Here is a 20,952-nt window from a genome sequence, read left to right on the forward strand (position 1 = left end):
ACGAAAAAAACGCATTCCTCCACAATGCCCGGAAAAGCTATTTGTGCCTAATAAACAAGGTGAATGTTGGTCAATGGATTTTATGAGTGATAGTAGCCGTAATCAACGTCGCTTTAGGACATTCAATGTCATCGATGACTTTAATCGTGAGGCGTTAGGTATTGATATTGCAGTCAGCTTACCAGCAGGAAGGATTACCCGTTACTTAGATAAACTGGCCGAATATCATGGATATCCATTAAAAATACGGGTCGATAATGGGCCAGAATTTACAGGAAAAAACTTTATAAACTGGGCTAAATCACATGATATAGCCATTGATTATATAAAGCCCGGTAGCCCTTATCAAAATGGTTATATTGAACGATTTAATCGTACCTATCGTACTGAAGTACTTGATTTATATCTTTTTAACAACTTAGCACAAGCAAGGTGAATAACCGAAGAATGGCTAACGATTTATAACACCGAAAGACCGCATGAGGCATTAAATAACATGACACCGATTGAGTATAAAACACTAAAACAAGCAGCTTAATTTTCTACGTGAGTTGTGTACTAAGTTTGGGGCATTTACAATACCACCACATCGTTGCCATCCACTTGCTCTATCTCCTTTAAAATCGCCTTGAGGTTTTGCCCAAACTGAAATTGGTGTAAAACTATACTCATGCATAACAGATGCATCTTTTTTTAACACTGCCCTTATAGTGACAGTTCCTGATGGTTTACTTATTAATTTAACCATACCATTCTTATCAACAACAACCCCATCACCAGGGTTGTTAATTAATTGATAGCGGTAATCCGTTTGTGAACCAGTCATCACTAACTGAAATTTAGCTCCAGGAAAGCCTGTTGTAGGAAATGTTTTTGACGATACGACTGGTTTAATTCTAAAACCATAATTTGGTACATAATCTTGAGTATAACCTCCACCACCTTTTGATCGTGTTCGCTCCAATACATTTGATAATTCAAATCTGGATTATCACCAGGCTTACCCCCATTGATATTCAGGATAAATAATTATGCTATTTGGTTTGACATAACATAACTCCGATTTTGGTGCTATTTGATAAGTTTTAGCTAGGGTAATCTGCTCGCCTTTATCAGGAATTCCGTATGCTGAATGGGCACTAACATTGGTTTTAATGATGAGTTTTAATGGCATTGAAAAACCACTGCCTCAACCTATAATTTTTTTCTTATCATCACCTATTATTCTTACGCCATTATTGTCATACCACCAATAATTAGTCGATTCAACTTTAAACGGCTTTTGTGGTTCGGCACTATCACCATCTATATCGCTGTAATTTTCAACTTTATCTAAGTTTGTTGAAGTATAAATCGCCACTTTAAAATCGTTAAGCGTTAAATTACCATCAAATTCTTTCACTTCACTAGATTTTATAGTGCCACTCGCCTCACTGTAAAAAACACCGTTGACAGTAAAACCATGTTTATCTGCACTCGACAACACCACCACTTGCGGTGCATTTCCTGTAATAATCTGACTCGAAGTTGCTGTTAGTATTGCATTAACTGAGCCAACATGTATCCATTGTGATAATAAGATTAAACCCATTATTTGAGTAAGTTTAGGTTTTGAGTGAGCTATAAGTGTTGTTATTTTGACAACAAAGTGAGATTTGCAATGGAAGTGTTTAAAACAAAAAGAAAAGTAAAAATAAAACGTTTTGCTGTAATATTAAAGGTGAAATAAAACGATTAACAAAATGCCCGATGCCCGATTAAATTCATATTTTATCATAATTTTATTATTCCTCATACTTATTTTCTTAAATTTATTGTTATAAAATAAATAGTTAATGTTGTTTTTAGTAATTTTAGCATAAAGTAGTATATAACTATGCTACTCTATTTTAGAATAAAAACTTCATTTTTCATCTACTTTTTTGTAAAGTTTTGTTAAGCGTATAAAAACTCATAACTGTAGGAATTAGTCACATTGTTTATAGTAATTTGAGAAAATACTGTAATCAATAGACATAAAAACAAAACTAACACCTTATCAACAACAAGCAATATTGCGCATATATCATAGAAAATAACATCACTGATTTGACTAAATATTTTATAGTTAGCCATCCAACCATATATAATACTAAATGATCTCATGAGTCTAAATAACATGGCTACCATTGTATATAAAACATGAAATAAACAGCATAATTTTTTGTGAGTTGAGTGCTCAATATGGGCATTTACCTAAATTAGATTATATTTTTGTAAAAAATATTCAGGATTCTATACCGTTTGGTGATTAAGAATTCTTCAAGCGTGTATGCACACCATTATATGAATTAAAATTTCACTAGACCTGCAGCTAGCAAATGAATGGGTGATCCGGATACAAGACTAGTGCTTTAATGGAGATAGAGTATAATCAGCAAATAATAACAATTTAAAAGATCGAAACAAAAATTTGAGCGATTTACAACAAATCGCCTTATAAGTTTTTTAGAAGATTATTTTAATTATAAAGTGTAAACAACCCGATGCTTTCCTATACCTTCTATTTTTATAACCTTCCCCTTGGTAAGGATTATCCATTGATATTGCATACATATTATGCCTTAGGGGTTTAGTTCATCAAATTTATAAATTATGATTCATCCATAATATTTACCCAACTTGGTATAATAGGTGTTCGGCAGTAATAATTAGCTGAAGGCTGTATATCTTTATTTCTAATTTTTTGAAATTCTGGCGTTTGAGGATCATCAAATAGCTCAGGATCCCAACGACGATTCATTTTGAAAAACAAGAATTCTTCATACCAACTGTTGTGTAACCATGGTTTTGGATAATCTAAAGTGGCATAAATACGGTTACAAATAAAAGTTAACCTCCCACCAAAAACAAAGAAGAAAAAGGACACAAAAGCAACAAAGCCAATACAGCTTGTTTTGGTAATTTCTATCACTTCTGAAGAATCCCACTCATGATTGAATAATATGCTAATGAAAATAAAAACATCGGTACATAATATTATCGATCCAACACCAAACATACAATACTTCAGCAATTGCAACGTCGAAAGACCAACTCCTTTAGGGAAAAATAAAGCATGGTATTTAGGAAAGCGGACGGCATAAGCTTGATATTTGTTCTTATCAATTTGTTTGACAACCATTTCGACGTAATCACCATTTTTAAAAGCGACATTTTCTAACTTACCTTTGACTTTAACATTACCGATATAACAAACAGATGGTGTGCCTTTCAATAGCTTGGTTTGTAGTAACCCAAAAGTAAATAAACTAAGCATGAATTCATAAACAAACTTACATATAGCAGCGGTTATTAGAATAAATCCACCAATCATCTCGATAATAAATAGCCCCAAAATTGACTCAATAAAACCACAGTCTTCAGTTTTTTATTGTGATCCTTTTCTTGATCTACTTTCAATATTTTTAAACGCCTTACTTTACCTCTTAATAAACTATACTTTCCCATTACCTTTTTACTCCGTTTAAGTAGGCTTTGCTTTTTTTTAAGCTAAAACCCAAATCCTCCATAGTTAAATAACGTAATAAATATTGGCATTATAAGTGTCAATAAAAAACCTTGCGCAATAGCCGCAGGCACTATGGCTATCCCACCACCTTTTTGCAGCATGGGGAGTGTAAAATCCATTGATGTTGCACCACACAAACCTAATGTGGTTAATTGGTAGCGTTTAATTAGTGTTGGGATTAAAATAATTGCGCATAATTCACGCAGAATATCATTTAAAAACGTAGCACTACCAATAACTGGACCATGGGCTTCTGTCATTAAAATACCCGATAACGAATACCAACCAAAACCCGATGACATAGCAAGACCTACTCGTGTGGGCAAATCTAAAACAAATGATGCAACAATGCCCCCTAAAAATGCACTTATCGTAACTACTATCGTTGTAATTATGCCTATTTTGTTGAGCAGAATATGCTTGATTGAAATATTATTACTGCGCAATTGAATACCGACTAAAAACAATAAAAAAACCAATACAACTTGCGTGGTACTTTCTGAATATTGCCAAATAAATAATGGAAATAATCCGCAAATAAACCCAATAATTAATGCAATACAAACACGCAATGACTCAAAAATCATTTTAAAACGTGATTCGTAAGTTTGATCTGTTTTATATGCCTTGGTAGAAAGAAAATAATCAAAAATAATTAAAACAACAAAATTACCGCCAAATGTACAAACAAAAAGAACACCGGTATAACATAAAATTATTTGTAAATTTGTAGTTAAGTTATCTAAATGTGCAAGTTCAGATCCCATAATGAATAAAATAAGGTAAACCATCCAACTCAACGTTTGGTTAATCTTAGTCATCAAACTATCATTTTTAATCTTAATTAAGTAACCAATAAACAATGGCACTAACGCAATAAGAATACCAAAATACATATTTTATTCCTTAACTATTCCTGATTTTTATTTTTAAATAATTGGATCAAACCTATGTTTTAAACATGTTACTGCTAATCATTAAGTCAATGATGCTAAATTTTGCTCAATATTAAGTTGAAGCTGATCCAATAAAGCGTAACGATTTCGATATTCTGAACGTTTTTTACTGGCGATTTCTTCAATGGATTTTCGATTAATTTGGCTTGGTAATATAAATAAACCATTGGAATCTTGTTTGCTATCAAGAGTTAACCAAAAATCGTCATAATCAGATAAAATGCGCTCTTGGCGGCTATTATAGCGCCAATTGTTATATATATGTGTTTTATTGCCCACAGCAACAATTTGCGTTAATTGATAATAACGTGCAACCGTCAACGCAGCCTCAACAGCAATACGTTTAGGAAACAATCCATAGCACGCTTTAGTTGCTTTTTGCACACGCGTGCGCGCATCATCATGTCCTGTACCTTGTAAGCCAGCAATAAACAGTGTTGGTTTGGCTTGATATTCAACAATTGAAAACGTCAAAGTGGCTAAGTCGATGCCATCACTATCATAAAAATAAAAGCTAATTTCGCCCTCTCTTGCAAATTTATTACGGGCTTGCACTGCTATTTGAATGTTTTGTTCATTTTTAACTGTTACATCCGCCAATACAAAAGGAAATTGTGGATTATAAAAAGCCTTGCTTATGCTGTCAGGTTGTTTAGCTAAAAAATCATAATGATATGCCAAAGCGTCATAACGGGCTTTTTGACTCAAGCAAGAAGCTAAATAAGGACGCTGTAATTTACACGGCAAATTTGTTTGGCACGAAAAATAATAGCCAAGTAGTGGATACTGCCTTAATTTATCAAGCCATTTCAAAGTGATTGGACTTAAAAATAAGGTTCTGAAAAAAAACTTATAACGATAAGTCGGATTAAGCCATAATTCGTTTAATGGTAATTTACCAGTATAAAGCCAGTTAAAAAGTTGCCATTTACTTTTTGGCCTAGACATATTCGTAATATTATTCATAAGTAGAAATTAAAATCGTGTTAGTTATTCTGTCAATTACTGGCGATTAAATCAATACGCATTGATATTTATAATCAGCCATAAAAAAATCAAACGATAAGAGTACAACACAACCTAAGTTGGTGCAACTGTTCCAATGGTTATGTAAGATTAAATAAAAATAAAAAACGGTGAACTAGTCACCGTTTTTTAAGCAATAACGTCTTTTATAAAAAAGAATTATTGACCTTTAACTTCTTTTAAACCGTTGAATGGTGCTTTTGAACCTAAAGCTTCTTCAATACGGATTAATTGGTTGTATTTAGCAACACGGTCAGAACGGCTCATTGAACCAGTTTTGATTTGACCAGCTGCTAAACCTACGGCTAAATCAGCAATTGTTGAATCTTCGGTTTCACCACTACGGTGAGAAATAACCGCAGTATAGCCTGCGTCTTTCGCCATTTTAACCGCAGCGATAGACTCAGTTAATGTACCGATTTGGTTTACTTTAACTAAGATAGAGTTAGCGATACCTTTTTCAATACCTTGTTTAAAGATTTTAGTATTAGTTACAAATAGATCATCACCCACTAATTGGATTTTGTGACCTAATGCTTTAGTTTGGTAAGCCCAACCTTCCCAATCGCTTTCATCTAAACCGTCTTCGATTGATACGATTGGATATTCATTAGTTAAACCTTCTAAGTAATGAGTAAATTCTTGAGCAGTGAATTCTTTGTTACCTTCACCTTTCAATACATATTTACCAGTTTCTTTGTTATAGAATTCAGAAGCTGCACAGTCCATCGCTAAGGTTATGTCTTTACCTAAAACATAACCTGCTTTTTCTACTGCTTCTTTAATGCATGCTAATGCTTCAGCATTTGAACCTAAATTAGGTGCAAAACCACCTTCATCACCAACTGCAGTATTCATACCTTTAGCGTGTAATACTTTTGCTAAGTTGTGGAATACTTCAGAACCCATGCGAATTGCTTCACGAACTGTTTTAGCACCAACTGGTTGGATCATGAATTCTTGTAAATCAATGTTGTTATCAGCGTGCTCACCACCGTTGATGATGTTCATCATTGGTAATGGCATTGAATATTGACCTGGAGTGCCGTTAAGATCAGCTATGTGCTGATAAAGAGGAACACCTTTAGCAGCTGCAGCAGCTTTAGCTGTAGCTAAAGATACAGCAAGAATTGAGTTAGCACCTAAGTTAGATTTAAAATCAGTTCCATCTAAGTCAAGCATGATTTGGTCGATAGCAGCTTGATCTAAAGCATCTTTACCAACAACGGCTTTAGCGATTGGTCCATTTACGTTTTCAACCGCTTTTAATACGCCTTTACCTAAAAAGCGAGATTTGTCACCATCACGAAGTTCTAACGCTTCACGTGAGCCAGTTGACGCACCAGATGGCACGATTGCAAGACCAACAAAACCACCTTCTAAATGAACTTCGGCTTCAACTGTTGGATTACCACGAGAGTCGATCACTTCACGACCATGTACTTTAACGATTTTTGCCATGTTATTTTCCTCTATATGACAGATATATTACAAATGTTAATTTAAAACTATTTTTGTTGCTGCTCTTGATAAGCTTTGGCAGCTTTTATAAAACTACTAAATAGTGGATGTCCATCTCGTGGTGTTGATGTGAATTCTGGATGGAACTGACACGCAACAAACCATGGATGATCTGGGATTTCGATAATCTCAACCAACTTTCTATCCGTTGAAAGACCGGTGACTTTTAACCCAGCTTTAACCACTTCAGGTAATAAATTGTTATTTACTTCATAACGATGTCGATGACGCTCGGTAATCGATTCATTTTTATACATATCGTATACTAATGAATTTGGCTCTAAATGGCAAATTTGCGAACCTAAACGCATTGTGCCACCTAAATCACTGTTTTCATTACGTTGTACTACATTACCCGATTCATCACTCCATTCTGTAATTAAAGCAATGATTGGGTTTGCACAATCTTTGACAAATTCAGTTGAGTTAGCATCTTTAATGCCTGCAACATTACGTGCATATTCGATCATAGCCACTTGTAAACCAAGGCAGATACCTAAGTACGGGATCTTGTTTTCACGTGCATAGCGAGCCGCCATAATTTTTCCTTCAACACCACGATAACCAAATCCACCAGGAATTAAGATAGCATCTAAACCTTCTAGCAAATCAGTACCGCGTGACTCAAGATCTTCTGAATCAATATAACGAATATTCACCGTTAAACGATTTTTTAATCCACCGTGTTTTAATGCTTCGTTCACTGATTTATAAGCATCCGGTAGAGCAATATATTTACCCACCATACCAATAGTCACTTCACCAACTGGGTTAGCTTCTTCATAAATGACTTGTTCCCATTGAGAAAGATCGGCTTCTTTACAGTCGAGATTGAAACGTTTGCAAACAAAAGTATCTAAGTTTTGTGATTTTAATAATGCCGGGATTTTATAAATAGAATCGACATCTTTAAGTGAAATCACTGCACGCTCAGGCACGTTACAAAATAGTGCAATTTTAGCTCGTTCATGAGCAGGAATAATGCGATCGGAACGGCAAATTAACACGTCGGGTTGAATACCAATTGACAGCAACTCTTTTACTGAATGTTGCGTAGGTTTGGTTTTAACTTCACCAGCAGAGGCCAAATAAGGTACTAAGGTTAAGTGCATAAATAATGTGTGTTCACGTCCAACATCTACCGCTAATTGACGAATCGCTTCTAAAAACGGAAGTGATTCAATATCACCAACAGTACCACCAATTTCAACAATTGCGACATCAAACCCCTTTGCGCCATCAATTACACGTGATTTAATTGCATTAGTGATATGAGGAATAACTTGAACCGTAGCCCCTAAATAATCACCACGTCGCTCTTTTCGTAATACATCAGAATAAATGCGCCCTGTAGTGAAGTTATTTTTTCGCGTCATTTTAGTGCGAATAAAACGTTCATAATGACCTAAATCAAGATCGGTTTCTGCACCATCTTCAGTCACAAACACTTCACCATGTTGAATAGGACTCATTGTGCCCGGATCGACATTAATATAGGGATCAAGTTTGAGCATGGTGACATTTAAATTGCGGGCTTCTAAGATTGCAGCAAGTGATGCTGCGGCAATGCCTTTACCAAGGGAAGAAACGACACCGCCTGTAACAAAAATATAATTCGTGACCATTAATACCAGACCATTATTAATTTATAAGAACAATGTTGTATCGATTTTTAAAGCATAAAAACCAATATAACAAATAAGAATCAGACGGGAATGCAGTATAACAGAATCTGCCTTGTCCCACAATTGAATAATTAATTTTAACTGATAAGTTGCAGGAAAATACCGAGTTATTTACAACTCATGATTAAAATAACCTGATTGTAAATCTACAGTAGCAAATTCTAAATATTTAAGATGAGTATAATGATCCTCGTCAACAAATAAGATAAAACATTATTTAGGTATAGCAATCGTAACAATAAGTTGTCGAGAATTTATATTAGTATGGTCACATTGGCAGTTGTATGATGTAGCTAAAAATGTATAAATAAGCTTATAATTAATACAAAAGATCAATAGCCGTAGCTAAACCAAAATAAAAACCTCATTTTTTAAAGAGGCTTTTATTTTATATTTTAATTAAGATTCAGGAGTATCATCATCAGATTTTGTATCAATTGGATCTGATATACCTTGTTTATTCATTTCTTCTAATGATTTAGAACCTGCTAGCTCTGAAGTTTTGATATCCTTTACAATACCCATTTCATCAAAATAGACAACATAGGTTCTTTGACTAACAGCGCCATGCTGCGGTTGTTGACGGAAAACATAATACCAAACACGATCACCAAAGACAGAAGTTAACATTGGTGACCCCATAATAAATACAACCTGTTCTTTATTTTGACCAACTTGTAATAGGTCTATAGCATCTGGTGTTACATAATTACCTTGGTTAATATCAGGTCGATATACCCAACGATCAACAACCGAACAACCAGTTAATAAAACACTCGCTACAATTGTAAAAGAGGTAAACTTACGAAACAGCATCTAACTTTATCCATAAAAAAATAATGATATATATTATCGCTGATATTTTTCATAAGTGCTAGCCAAATTAATAAATTCTTCTACAGTTAGATAATGATTCTGATATCAGTAGGTCCTAACATAAATTATCACTTGACTTTTATTCTTGTATCAACCAACTTAATACTGTCATAATAGACACTATTTTTAAACATCAAAGGTACAAAATGAAACTAGAAACTATAGATCAAAAAGCAAGTTATGCTATCGGTTTGCAAATAGGACAACAACTAAAAGAATCTGGCTTAAATAATTTAGAACTCAACGCATTAAAACTAGCAATGGAAGATGTATTATCGGGTAATCAACCTGCTCTACCTTTACAAGAATTACATGAAGCATTACGCCATGTGCATGAACAAGCAACCAAAGAGAAGGCCAAACAAGCAGAAAAAATTGCTCAAGCAGGTAAAGATTTTCTAGCAGAAAACATTACAAAAGATGGCATTAAATCGACTGAATCAGGTTTACAATACGAAATCATCAAACAAGGCGATGGCGCATTACCTAAAGCAACCGATCGCGTGCAAGTTCATTATACAGGGCAACTAATTGATGGCACAGTATTTGATAGTTCTGTTGAACGTGGACAACCTGCTGAGTTTCCAGTCAATGGTGTGATTAAAGGCTGGGTTGAAGCGTTACAACTTATGCCAAAAGGTTCAAAATGGCGTTTATATATTCCTCAAGAATTAGCTTATGGTGCTCAAGGTGCTGGCGCATCAATTCCACCATACAGTGCATTAATTTTTGATGTTGAATTACTAAAAGTTTTATAAGCAAGAGTGGACGCTACTTGACGTCCATTTGTTTTGAACTATTATCATTTAGGAAGATGATAAGCACTAAATGCCGCCAGTAACAATAAAATACTCGCCGTACCAAACGCAACTAAATGAGTGTGTAAATGATCATAAGCCCATCCACCTAACCATGAACCAATCATCGCACCAATTTGATGTCCCAAATAGGTTAATCCTGAAAGTAGTCCCACAATTTTTACACCATAAATATCTGCGGTAATGGCTCCAGACATCGACAAAGCACCAGCCCAAACCAAACCACCCACTGCTGCAATAGTAAAAAGCTGCCATTTAGTTGATGCTAAAACAAGAGCAATAAAACCTAAACCTCGTATTAAATAGACCATCATTAAAATGTTTTTTCGTTGCACTATATCAGATAAATAACCCAAAACTAAGGTACTAAAATAGCCACTAAACCAATCAAACCAATACCATTAGAACTAATGATAGGGTCAAATCCATGATCGGTAAGCATTGGGACTCCATGTGTTCCTAATAAATTCATACTGAAGCCACAGGTAAAAAGCCCAAAACTCAGCTGCCAAAATGGACGTGTTTTTAACACATCTATAAGTTTGATACTAGGCTCTATTTTTTGATTGATAACAGGCTCTATACTATAGACTTCGATTTCAGATTGATTATCTTTCATAATAAACAAAGCAATAGGCAAAGCGATAATCATAAAAATCACAGCAAATGAAATTAGCGTTGTTTGCCATCCATAAATAGGAATGAAGAAAGCAAAAACAGGTAACATCACTGCAATACCTGCCATACTTCCTGTTGATAAAATAAATAAAGCCAATCCTCTACGCTTGATAAACCAACGTGCCACAATGGGCATAAAACTGACAGAACCAACAAAGGAAGTACCAAAAGATAACGCAACACCAAAAGATAGAAAAAAGTTCCAATAATCAGTTGAGTTAGCTGACCAAACAGTAGAAATAATAATAATGATGGAACCTAATATTAGGACAAAACGAGTACCATATTTACCGACTAAATATCCCGATATTGGCATAGCAATTCCAGAGAAAAGCATACCTATAGCAATGATTCCAGAAAGTACGCTACGACTAAAATTCAGATCATTTGCAATGGGCAGAAAAAAAACCATACTCATTCTTAATCCACTAGAAAGTAAAGTTAGAAAGGAGGCCGCAATAACAATATTCCAACCAAAATACCACGGAGATCGCATAATAAACTCCTGATTATTTTTTATAGAAAACGGTTCAAAAATTCTAGCATTTAAGTTTAGTCGATGTGTATAAGTTATTTATTTTCCGCTATAATATTTATTTATCTATATTCACAAAAAGTTAAGGAAAGTTATATGTCAACAAACATGATTCGTATTGCGATCACTGGTGCTGGTGGCAAAATGGGACGGCAACTTATCCAAGCTGTTTCGCAAATCAAAGGGGTTACCTTAGGAGCAGCATTTGAACGAGCAGGTTCCTCACTAATTGGTAGTGATGCAGGTGAGCTTGCAGGGATCGGTATTTGTGGCATTAAAGTCACCGATAATCTAGAACAAGCTAAAGATCAATTTGACGTATTGATCGATTTTACGCGACCTGAAGGTACACTCGCCCACTTAGCTTTTTGTGTTGAAAATAAAAAAATGATAATCATTGGCACAACTGGTTTTGATGATGCAGGAAAACAAGCTATTGCTGATGCAGCTAAAAGCATTGCCATTGTCTTTGCTGCAAACTTCAGTGTCGGTGTTAACTTAGTGCTAAAATTATTGGAAAAAGCTACCAAAATTATGGGCGGTTATACTGATATCGAAATTATTGAAGCCCATCACCGTCACAAGGTTGATGCTCCTTCTGGTACAGCATTAGCCATGGGTGAAGCCATTGCAGATGCACTTGATTGCAACTTAAAAGATCGTGCAGTTTACTGTCGTGAAGGTCATACAGGGGAAAGACCACAAGGCGCTATTGGCTTTGCAACTATCCGAGCAGGTGACATAGTAGGAGAACATACCGCTATCTTTGCCGATATTGGCGAGCGCGTTGAAATTAGTCATAAAGCATCTAGCCGCATGACATTTGCTAATGGTGCTGTTCGAGCCTCGCTCTGGCTTGCCAAACAGCCAGTTGGTTTATACGACATGCGTGATGTTCTAAATCTCAATAATTTGTAATTTGAAAATGTCAGATGAAATTTGGATACAACATGCACTAGTGCTTGCTAAACGCGCCGAGTTGCTTGGAGAAATCCCAGTCGGCGCGGTGATTGTTGATGAAAATAATCAAATTATTGGTGAAGGTTTTAATCAACCCATTAGTAAGCATAATCCCACTGCGCATGCTGAAATGATGGCTATTGAACAAGCAGGTAAATATTTGAATAACTATCGATTGATTAATACAACTCTGTATACCACTCTTGAGCCTTGCATTATGTGTGCTGGAGCCATTATACATAGTCGTATTAAACGCGTAGTATATGGTGCAAAAGATTACAAAACTGGTGCAGCAGGTTCTTTTATTGATATTCTTGCTCAGCAAGGCATCAACCATTATGCAGAAGTGACAGGTGGAGTACTAGCTAACGAATGTAGTACTATTTTGAGTGATTTTTTTAAAAAACGGCGTTTACAAAAAAAAGTGACTAAAAATTGTTGTCAAAAAGTTTCAGGTAACTAGGTGTTTGAGTATAAAATACAAAAATCTATTCCCATGTTAGTTTAATAAAAAATGGGTTCGCTTATTCTTTTTACCAAGGAAAATTGCTAGAATCTCATTTAATTTTTTAAAAATTTAATTTGAGCATTATTAATGAAAAAACACACATTAGAAATGATGATATCTACTGATGATATCCAAAAACGTGTAATTGAGCTAGGCCAACAAATAAGTCAAGACTATAAAAATAGCCAAAATGAACTTATTTTAGTTGGACTTTTACGTGGCTCTTTTATTTTTATGGCCGATTTGAGTCGAGCAATTACTGTCGGGCACGAGGTTGATTTTATGACAGCATCAAGCTATGGTAATGCTGTTATTAGTAACCGTGACGTTAAAATCTTAAAAGACTTAGATGAAGATATCCGTGATAAAGATGTATTAATTATCGAAGATATTATAGATACAGGTAATACTCTTAGCAAAGTCATGGCTATTTTAGAATTGCGCCATCCACGCAGTATTGAAATTTGTACGCTATTAGACAAACCCTCTCGCCGTGAAGTAAACGTTCCAGTTAAATATATCGGATTTTCAATTCCTGATGAATTTGTTGTGGGTTATGGTATTGACTATGCTCAGCACTACCGTCACTTACCTTTTATCGGTCATGTAACTTTACTTGAATCTTAATATTATACGAGGTATATGTGTCTCGATTCTCCTGTTCATTAGGTTTACTTTTAGTTATGACAGCTACGACAAGTTATGCTGACATGAAGTTATCCATTAAGGGATTAAAAGGCGATCTTGCAGATAATGTTGAGGCACGAACTTCATTAATTACACCTGACAAAGTTAGTGATACTCCAAATTTTAAGCGTTATTTTGAAAGCGAAACAAAAAAAGCATTACGTGCATTGGGTTACTACTCTCCTAGCTTTGAATATAACGCACAAAACCCGAAGGTTCTTGTTGTTAATATATCACCTGGCGAACCCGTATTAGTTGAACAGCTTAATATTAATATTACTGGTGAGGGGCAACAAGATCCAGATTTTCAATATTTACTTAAAAACAACTTACCAAAAATTGGCGATGTGTTAAATCATGGTATTTATGAATCATTTAAGAAAAGCCTGCAAAATTTATCACTAAAAAAAGGTTACTTTGATGCAAATATGCCTAAACATCAATTAGCTGTATCTATGTCTGATCATCAAGCCTTTTGGAATATTGATTATACAACAGGTAGGCGATATCGATTCGGTAAAGTTACTTTTCATAATGCCAAAATTCGTGATGACTATTTAGCTAATATTGTGCCATTTAAAGACGGTGAGAAATATACAGCTGAACAATTATCATTATTAAATAGACGCCTTACTTCTACAAACTGGTTTAATTCAGTGGTTGTTGTTCCAGATTTTCCTCATCTAACCGAAGATAGAGTTCTTCCCATTAATGTAGAAACCTCACCCCGAAAAAAAAATAATATGGACTTAGGGTTGGGCTTTTCAACTGATAACGGCGTGCATGGTAAGATTGGTTGGAATAAACCTTGGATCAATAGTCGAGGGCAAAGTTTTCAAAGTAACTTATCACTATCTTCGCCAGAACAATTGGTGACCATGAGTTACAAAATCCCTTTAAAAAAATCACCTTTAGAGCAATATTATACTATTCAAGGTGGTTATAAAAAGATAGATAATAATGATACCTATTCACGTTCTTATACGTTCGGGGCTTTACGTAATTGGGATAATTTTTATGGATGGCAAACAGCATTAGGATTAAATGTGTTAAATGATGACTTTACCCAAGGTGATTCAAGTTTTAAAACATTTTTGTATTACCCGTCGCTTAGCATATCAAGAATTCGTTCTGATGGTAGTTTATTAGCAATGTGGGGCGATTCACAACGTTATTCTATTGAAGCAGCTGGAGAGCAATTAGGTTCAGATATTAATCTAGTGCGATTTCAGGCACAACAAGCATGGATTCGCTCCTTAAAAAAATCGCATCGATTTATAGCTCGTGGCAATTTTGGCATTATACAAGCGAGCAATTTTGACCGAGTTCCACCATCATTTAGATTTTTTGCTGGTGGTGAACGCAGTATTCGAGGTTACAGTTATCAGTCTATTTCACCTAAGGATAAAAAAGGTAAATTAAAAGGTGCATCTAAACTCATCACAGGTTCACTTGAATATCAATATAATTTATCTGGATCATGGTGGGGAGCCGCATTTGTAGATACAGGTGAAGCTATAGATAAAGTTGATAAAACTAAATTTTATACAGGAACTGGTTTTGGCATCCGCTGGGCTTCTCCGGTTGGGCCAATAAAGGTTGATTTAGCAACACCACTTAACAAAGATACAGGCTCAATTCACCTATACATTGGCTTAGGAAGCGAATTATAATATGACTAAAAATTCAGCTAGAATTAAAAAAGTAAAAAAATTAAAGCGGATACGTAAATGGAAAAAACGAAGCATCGCCATTTTATCTGTTATTACCTTTCTAATTGTTTTTGTTATTTTGTTTATATACACCAGTCTTGGTGTAAAACTAACCACCTATGTTTTAAATAAATTTCTACCTGAGTTAAAAATAGCTCAAGTTGAAGGCACCTTTCATGATTTGCATGTACAAGGACTTTCACTTGAATTACCAGGTGTTAATGTTCAAGTTAATGATACTTCATTTTCACTCGCAGGACTTTGTTTATTAAAGACTGAAGTCTGCGTCAATCAATTCAATGCCAATGGTGTAAATGTTTCCATTAATACTAAAGAAATAGAAAGTTCACCAAGTGAAACTACTATTGATACTACCGCAGAACAACATTTTGTTCTCAAAACTCCATTACCTATAGAGCTTAACAGCACACACCTTACTAATGTAAAAGTCACTGTTGATGATATGCAATTTGGAATGTCTGACTTCACGGGTAAAGCCACATGGGTTAATAATCAGATTCATGTTTATCCTGCTGTTGCCACAGAGTTAAATGCTATTTTTACAGATAATAAAGCAGCAAATGTACCCGTAAAAACGTCCGATAAAGATATCGCACTTAATGAAAAAATTGCCCAACTTTTTAATCAACCGCTGATTGAATCATTGCCTCAAGTTAATATTCCATTAGATATTAATGTAACTAGTTTAAGAGGGACAAACTGGCTATTACATATGGGGGGGCAAGATTACCTATTTGATAACGTTGCAATTCAAACCAATATTGTTAATAGCCGTATTATTATAAAACAATTAAATACAGATGCTATAACTCCCTATGCTAGCGGACATGCTTCACTTTCAGGTGAAATCACATTACACGATGACTGGCCTGTATTAGCTTTAGTAAAGGCAAATACCGAACAAAATCAACTTGATGCACAGTTTTCAGGCAAATTACTTGGTGAGTTGTTAACTAACTTAAACCTTGATGGTTTGAATCAAATGGTGATGAGTGGACACATCAATTTTATTGAAAAATACTTACCTGTAATCACTCAAATTGAAGGTAAGCATATTCAATGGCCGATTGAAGGAAAAGCTCAGTACCAATTAAATGATTTTTCAGCATCAATAAACGGTAATGTAAAACAGTTTCAAATGTCAGCCAAAGGTATTATTGAAGGGAAAGAATTAATTAATACCTCATTTGATATTGCTGGTAAAGGAACTAATCAAGATGCAAACATTGATCATGGAATCATTAAATTACCCCAAGGTGAAATTAATATAGATGGAAATATAAGTTGGCCACAAGCATTACAATGGAATGTCAACATAAAACTGAATAATGTTGATATGAACAAAGAACTACCTAACTATCCGATTCAATTAAATGGTCAATTTAAAACTACAGGCGTGCTAGACAAAGATAAATGGGCGTTTGATTTTTCCAATCTACAACTAAAAGGTAATATTAACCATGCTAATTTTTTAGCATCTGGTAACGTATATGTTGATTCTGAAAACTTAGCCACTGCAAATAATTTTGCAATTAAATGGGGAAAAAATCAGATCGATTTAAATGGTTCAGCTGAAAAAGGTAACTTACTGGCGAAATTAAATCTCGAATCATTATCCTTATTAGTTGATGGTATGCAAGGTTCAATTGTGGGCAATATAAAACTTAATCGCACCCATGATAATGCAATTATAGATACTAGTTTAGCCATTAACTCGCTATCTTTTAACACCATCAAAATAGCCAAAGCTAATCTTATAGGTAAAGTTGAGTATAAAGAACAGATCAGTGGCAACGTTAAACTCACAGGACAATCAATAGAGCTATCAACCCAAACCATAAAAAAACTAAATGTTGATCTATCTGGTAGTGAAAACCAACATATGTTAATCGTTAATATTGATGGTGAACCTGCATCACTAAAAACATCGTTAACAGGAAAACTTGATAAAGAACGCACAAAGTGGAACGGAACCATTCCAGGTGCGCTACTCAATTTAAATAAAAATAATAGTTGGCAATTAGCTAAATCTGTTGACTTATCTTATGATGTTAATAATCAAATCCCAGCAATTAATGCTCATTGTTGGATTAATGGAAAGTCAAGCATTTGCCTTGATAAACAATTTTTGTTAGCTAAAAATACCGATACAAGTATCACCTTAAAAAACATTAATCTATCTAGGCTACCAATACCAAATGACGGTGAAACCAAACTTACTGGTAATGTAAATGGAAAAATAACTATTCAATTTAATAATAACAATACAATACCATTAATAAAAGCAAATTTGACAAGTTATGATGTTTATATTCAACAAATGGTTACCTCTCAATCATTGCTATTACCTTTTAATCTTTTTAAGATAGATGCTGAATTTAATGAACAACAGGCTAAATTGGATTGGAAATTTGGTCTGAATAAATTAGGAAAAATAAACGGTAATCTTGTTATTAATGATCCAATCGAACAAAAAAAATTAAGTGGCCAATTGAGTATCGATCATTTAGCATTAGCCATTATTAATCCGTTATTAGATAGCAAAGATTATGCCAAAGGCGCTATTAACGGTAACGTTAAATTTTCTGGTTCATTAAATGAACCATTGCTAACAGGTAGCATTAACTTACAAAATAGCGAAATCAAATCTAGCCAATTACCAATTGATATTAAATCGGCTAAATTTGACCTCAATTTCAATGGTAAATCATCCACATTAAAAGGTATTTTAACAACTCAAGCTGGCAATGTTAATATTAATGGTAATGCCAACTGGAATACTATAGATAAATGGCAAGCCTCGTTATCTGTTAATGGCGCAGCCATGGAAGTTTCAGTACCACCAATAATTGTTATGTCTATTGTTCCAGATATTAAAATCAATGCAACACAAGATGAATTAACTTTGTTAGGTAAAGTTAGCATTCCAAAAGGAAAAATAACCGTTGAATCACTACCTGCATCAAGTATTGATGTCTCACCAGATGAAGTAATGCTCGATATAAATCGTAAACCTATTAGGCCTCAGGAATTTGGCATTAAAATCAATAGTCATCTTGCAATTAATATTGGTGATAACGTTATTGTCGATGCTTTTGGACTAAAGGCTTCGCTTAAAGGTAGTTTAACTGCGGCACAAACCAATAAAGGACTCGATTTGCATGGTGAAGTTTTGATTCCAACAGGTCGATTCCATGCTTATGGGCAAGATTTAATTATTCATAAAGGTATCATTACTTTTTCAGGATCGGCAGATCAAGCTACACTCGATATTGAAGCAATTCGTAATCCAGAGGCAATGGAAAATAGCAATATCATGGCAGGAATTCGTATTACAGGATCTTCTGAATCGCCAAAAATTGAAGTATTTTCAGATCCCGCCATGTCACAGCAAGAAGCGCTCTCTTACTTAATCCGAGGACAAGGACTCGATAGTACAGAACAAAGTGATAGCGATATGATGACAGCATTGCTGGTCGGTATTGGCACAGCGAAAACAGGTAAATATATTGGCGATATTGGTAATGTATTTGGTATTAAAAATCTAACACTTGATACGCAAGGTGCCGGTAATAACTCTAAAGTTGTGGTTAGTGGCTACATATTACCTAATTTACAACTTAAATATGGTATAGGTATATTTGATTCGCTGGCAACCTTTACTTTGCGTTACAGACTAATGCCTAGTCTCTATTTAGATGCTACATCAAGTTTAGCGCAAACACTGGATCTGATTTATCAATTTGATTTTTAATCATTAGCCCAAAGGACTCTATGTCATTACCTTATGCTGTATCTCAATGGAGTAAAATGCTAAAATCTGCCTAGCCTAAAACGTGCTAACTGACGCTTTAACTAGGCTGCATATAAGGGTAGCCATTTCAACGATAAAATAGTGCTATCAGTATTTGTTTTTGTTTGGCATTATACAGTCACATCATTTAAAAAAACAATAAAATCAACACCTTTACTAAAAATTTTTAGAACAGAAAGTGACCAAATTTGGCGCAGTTCATTTTAAAGAACTTGAGTTTTTGGGATACAATCTAGCGATACGGTTTTTAGAATTTTTACTAAGTTTTAAGCTCTAATTAGTGCCAAAGAACTCGCTAAAAGCGAGTTCTTTGGCACTAATTTGTTCCTGTTTAACATGGAGTTATATTAGGTTATTCTTCAATTTTTTTATCAAACCAAGAATACCCCATTCCCCTTTTCGTGTAAGCATCCTTTACCTGACTACAAGGATATCCTTCTTTTATTGCTTTTTGTAATTTACTTTCTTTATTCCAGTCTAATTTTTGAGATTTAACTGCTTCTAATTTATCTATGCATGAGTTATATGTAGTAATAAATTCCGCATTATTTTCTGTATAGAATTTAATGTACTTATCATTTTCTTTTTTCCATGCTTTTTCCCAACTAATACTACAAACTGGTAAAAAAACCAGGTCATCTGCACAGTATAGTGATTTTGTTGATTCAATGGTTTGGATATCAGCATTAGCTAATTCATCAGCCGCCTTTTCCTCTAACGCTTTTTCGGCAACACTACAATTAGAACCAGTTCTTTTATCTAATTTACATAAAGACTGCATTTTTTCTTTAATTTCATTAAAAGATAGTTGTTTTAACTCTTTTTTACATTCATCTACCTTTAAGTATTCATTAACTGATTCGCCCCACGACATACCAGAAATTTGTTTTTTGATAGCCTCATTTCTGATTCTACTGCTTGTTTTCTTTCGCCTTCTTTCCGTTTCTTTTCTAATTCATATTTTGTCTTTTTTAATTGCAGATATTGCAGCACGACATTCAGGATCTTTTTTTATCTTTTCGATACCGTCTTTATCTCTTGCCATAAATGCCTTTTCTAGATCCTGATTACATTGCTCTACTTTTTTATTTGCTGAGTCTATATTGTTTAAATAATATTCCTCATTTTTTTCTTCACAACCGGTTAAAACCATAGCGGTGGTTAATATAATTAAAACGTTTTTTAAGACCTTCATCTATTCTTCTATTTAACTTACTTTTATTTTCATAAGTATAATACCTAGATTACACCATGAAGTGCAATTTTTCTTAACTCCTTCGAATAAAAGGAGGCAGGGCTTTTAAACTTATGCCGTTTTCTTGGGCGTGTGTTCAATAGATATTGAATTTTTTTTATCTGTTCGTCGTCAACTAATGAAATGGCCGCTGACTTTGGTATAAACTGACGTATTAAGCCATTGGTGTTTTCATTGGTACCTCTTTGCCAGCTTTTATAAGGCTCCGCAAAGTATACGGTAGTATTTAAATAATGCTCAATCGCATGATGATAATTAAATTCCATCCCATTATCAAAGGTGATGCTTTTAACCATCTTTTTAAACGGCGTTAGCAATTTTATTATCATATCTCTCGTTTCGGAGGCGGT

Annotated in this window: 21 protein-coding genes and 1 pseudogene; 8 read left to right on the forward strand and 14 right to left on the reverse strand. The window is 34.4% G+C overall.

From position 1 onward, the window contains the following. Window positions 1-82: 82 nt before the first annotated feature. Window positions 83-445: pseudogene (locus A9G37_RS06080) on the forward strand (integrase core domain-containing protein); the annotation flags it as partial. Then, the gene (locus A9G37_RS13550; RefSeq protein ID WP_081297626.1) at window positions 437-538 is read left to right on the forward strand and encodes an integrase core domain-containing protein; all 102 of its coding nucleotides are present in this window, start codon (window positions 437-439) and stop codon (window positions 536-538) included. The pseudogene A9G37_RS06080 and the gene A9G37_RS13550, both read left to right, overlap by 9 nt. Here A9G37_RS13550 and A9G37_RS06085 read toward each other — a convergent pair. The 9 genes from A9G37_RS06085 to bamE all read right to left on the reverse strand — a co-directional run bounded on the left by A9G37_RS06085 (window position 521) and on the right by bamE (window position 9,554). Beyond that, a complete protein-coding gene (locus A9G37_RS06085) occupies window positions 521-964 on the reverse strand; it encodes a hypothetical protein (RefSeq protein WP_034909889.1) in 444 nt (147 codons plus the stop codon). The genes A9G37_RS13550 and A9G37_RS06085 overlap by 18 nt on opposite strands. Window positions 965-1,000: 36 nt before the next feature. After that, window positions 1,001-1,174 carry a hypothetical protein gene (locus A9G37_RS12865; RefSeq protein ID WP_155266111.1) on the reverse strand — a complete coding sequence of 58 codons (174 nt, stop codon included), beginning with the start codon at window positions 1,172-1,174 and terminating at the stop codon, window positions 1,001-1,003. A 15-nt stretch (window positions 1,175-1,189) separates the two neighbouring features. Continuing rightward, entirely contained in the window at window positions 1,190-1,591 is a 402-nt protein-coding gene (locus A9G37_RS06090) for a hypothetical protein (protein WP_065574932.1), read from the reverse strand. 1,041 nt (window positions 1,592-2,632) lie between these two features. Then, a complete protein-coding gene (locus A9G37_RS06095; RefSeq protein WP_141671096.1) occupies window positions 2,633-3,376 on the reverse strand; it encodes a hypothetical protein in 744 nt (247 codons plus the stop codon). 155 nt (window positions 3,377-3,531) lie between these two features. Continuing rightward, the gene (locus A9G37_RS06100; RefSeq protein ID WP_034909896.1) at window positions 3,532-4,446 is read right to left on the reverse strand and encodes a lysine exporter LysO family protein; all 915 of its coding nucleotides are present in this window, start codon (window positions 4,444-4,446) and stop codon (window positions 3,532-3,534) included. 81 nt (window positions 4,447-4,527) lie between these two features. After that, complete coding sequence (locus tag A9G37_RS06105) at window positions 4,528-5,454, reverse strand: VirK/YbjX family protein (RefSeq protein ID WP_051634117.1); 927 nt, start codon at window positions 5,452-5,454, stop codon at window positions 4,528-4,530. Between the two features lie 237 nt (window positions 5,455-5,691). After that, window positions 5,692-6,993: a phosphopyruvate hydratase gene (eno, locus tag A9G37_RS06110; protein ID WP_034909900.1), complete on the reverse strand. Its 1,302-nt coding sequence runs from the start codon at window positions 6,991-6,993 to the stop codon at window positions 5,692-5,694. Between the two features lie 47 nt (window positions 6,994-7,040). Beyond that, entirely contained in the window at window positions 7,041-8,678 is a 1,638-nt protein-coding gene (gene pyrG / locus A9G37_RS06115) for a glutamine hydrolyzing CTP synthase (RefSeq protein ID WP_034909903.1), read from the reverse strand. Window positions 8,679-9,137: 459 nt separating this feature from the next. Continuing rightward, window positions 9,138-9,554, reverse strand: a complete 417-nt coding sequence (gene bamE, locus A9G37_RS06120) for an outer membrane protein assembly factor BamE (RefSeq protein WP_065574933.1) — start codon at window positions 9,552-9,554, stop codon at window positions 9,138-9,140. Between the two features lie 206 nt (window positions 9,555-9,760). Between bamE and A9G37_RS06125 the strand changes: the two genes are divergently transcribed. Then, the gene (locus A9G37_RS06125; protein WP_065574934.1) at window positions 9,761-10,372 is read left to right on the forward strand and encodes an FKBP-type peptidyl-prolyl cis-trans isomerase; all 612 of its coding nucleotides are present in this window, start codon (window positions 9,761-9,763) and stop codon (window positions 10,370-10,372) included. Between the two features lie 44 nt (window positions 10,373-10,416). On the opposite strand, the gene A9G37_RS13030 is transcribed toward A9G37_RS06125, so the two are convergent. Both A9G37_RS13030 and A9G37_RS06130 read right to left on the reverse strand, forming a co-directional pair. Continuing rightward, window positions 10,417-10,746, reverse strand: coding sequence for an MFS transporter (locus A9G37_RS13030; protein ID WP_238552626.1), 330 nt, complete (start codon window positions 10,744-10,746; stop codon window positions 10,417-10,419). Between the two features lie 44 nt (window positions 10,747-10,790). Further along, window positions 10,791-11,606 (reverse strand): MFS transporter, encoded by an 816-nt coding sequence (locus tag A9G37_RS06130; protein ID WP_218059327.1) that lies wholly within the window; start codon window positions 11,604-11,606, stop codon window positions 10,791-10,793. 135 nt (window positions 11,607-11,741) lie between these two features. On the opposite strand from A9G37_RS06130, the gene dapB reads away from it, so the two are divergent. The 5 genes from dapB to tamB all read left to right on the forward strand — a co-directional run bounded on the left by dapB (window position 11,742) and on the right by tamB (window position 19,287). Next, window positions 11,742-12,563: a 4-hydroxy-tetrahydrodipicolinate reductase gene (gene dapB / locus A9G37_RS06135; protein ID WP_065574935.1), complete on the forward strand. Its 822-nt coding sequence runs from the start codon at window positions 11,742-11,744 to the stop codon at window positions 12,561-12,563. Between the two features lie 7 nt (window positions 12,564-12,570). Continuing rightward, a complete protein-coding gene (gene tadA / locus A9G37_RS06140) occupies window positions 12,571-13,068 on the forward strand; it encodes a tRNA adenosine(34) deaminase TadA (RefSeq protein WP_065574936.1) in 498 nt (165 codons plus the stop codon). A gap of 132 nt (window positions 13,069-13,200) precedes the next feature. Beyond that, window positions 13,201-13,740, forward strand: coding sequence for a hypoxanthine phosphoribosyltransferase (gene hpt, locus A9G37_RS06145; protein ID WP_034909910.1), 540 nt, complete (start codon window positions 13,201-13,203; stop codon window positions 13,738-13,740). A gap of 56 nt (window positions 13,741-13,796) precedes the next feature. Then, on the forward strand, window positions 13,797-15,473 hold the full coding sequence (gene tamA / locus A9G37_RS06150) for an autotransporter assembly complex protein TamA (RefSeq protein ID WP_051634120.1): 1,677 nt from the start codon (window positions 13,797-13,799) through the stop codon (window positions 15,471-15,473). Between the two features lies 1 nt (window position 15,474). Next, window positions 15,475-19,287 (forward strand): autotransporter assembly complex protein TamB, encoded by a 3,813-nt coding sequence (gene tamB / locus A9G37_RS06155; protein ID WP_065574937.1) that lies wholly within the window; start codon window positions 15,475-15,477, stop codon window positions 19,285-19,287. Between the two features lie 412 nt (window positions 19,288-19,699). Here the strand turns inward: tamB and A9G37_RS06160 are convergent, their stop codons facing one another. The 3 genes from A9G37_RS06160 to A9G37_RS06170 form a co-directional block, all read right to left on the reverse strand. Beyond that, the gene (locus A9G37_RS06160; RefSeq protein WP_065574938.1) at window positions 19,700-20,221 is read right to left on the reverse strand and encodes a hypothetical protein; all 522 of its coding nucleotides are present in this window, start codon (window positions 20,219-20,221) and stop codon (window positions 19,700-19,702) included. 81 nt (window positions 20,222-20,302) lie between these two features. Next, a complete protein-coding gene (locus tag A9G37_RS06165) occupies window positions 20,303-20,542 on the reverse strand; it encodes a hypothetical protein (RefSeq protein WP_065574939.1) in 240 nt (79 codons plus the stop codon). Between the two features lie 44 nt (window positions 20,543-20,586). Continuing rightward, a partial coding sequence (locus tag A9G37_RS06170; RefSeq protein ID WP_141671094.1) for an IS30 family transposase occupies window positions 20,587-20,952 on the reverse strand: 366 nt, incomplete at its 5' end.

Origin of the sequence: Gilliamella sp. GillExp13, assembly GCF_001690815.1 — a bacterium.
GTDB lineage: Bacteria > Pseudomonadota > Gammaproteobacteria > Enterobacterales > Orbaceae > Gilliamella > Gilliamella bombi.